General features: G+C 69.7%; 1 protein-coding gene. It reads right to left on the bottom strand.

The window, feature by feature from the left end:
- Positions 1-166, bottom strand: a 166-nt coding sequence (locus U9980_RS24440) for a helix-turn-helix domain-containing protein (RefSeq protein ID WP_322770082.1), incomplete at its 3' end; no start/stop codon positions are given.
- Positions 167-554 lie beyond the last annotated feature (388 nt).

The following is a 554-nucleotide window of genomic DNA, read 5'->3' as shown; positions in this document are numbered from 1 at the left end:
TGACCAGTCCGGCCTCCTTCAGCACCGTCAGGTGCTTGCTGACCGACTGGCGGGTCATGTCGAGTCCGGTGCACAGTTCGCGCAGGGTCTGCCCGGACCGCTCGTTCAGGCTGTCGAGGAGCCGCCGGCGGCTTGGGTCGGCCAGCGCCCGGAACACCTCGTCCATCACCGTCACGTCCATCATTCGGTTGCACTGCCAGTGGTATGCAGCCTTTCAGGCTGCCTATTACAATAGGCAGCCTGACGGCTGCATGTCAAGGGCGGCCTGCGAGGGGCTCGCGCGATACATCGCCGAGTTTGACCTGGACCCGACCTGCACCAGCTACCTGTGGGACGGCGCACCCGGCGCCTGGGACGGCATCGACGCCTGGGACCTCCAGGCGGGCCCCGACAGCACCGTCGTCGCCTTCCCCACGCTCATCAGCGGGCTGCAACCCCAACGATGGTCCGGTCGTCTCCGGCGGCGGCGAGCACAACGCGCCCGTCGGCGAACGGCGCCACGGCTGGCGGCGGGCACGAGCAGGTGTGCCCGGTGAGGGGGTGCGCCGGCCGGG

The sequence above is a fragment of the Protofrankia sp. Cr1 genome, from assembly GCF_963555865.1.
In the GTDB taxonomy this organism is placed as follows: domain Bacteria; phylum Actinomycetota; class Actinomycetes; order Frankiales; family Frankiaceae; genus Protofrankia.
Note: the sequence above shows the minus strand (reverse complement) of the source record. Positions and strands in the feature narration are given on the sequence as shown.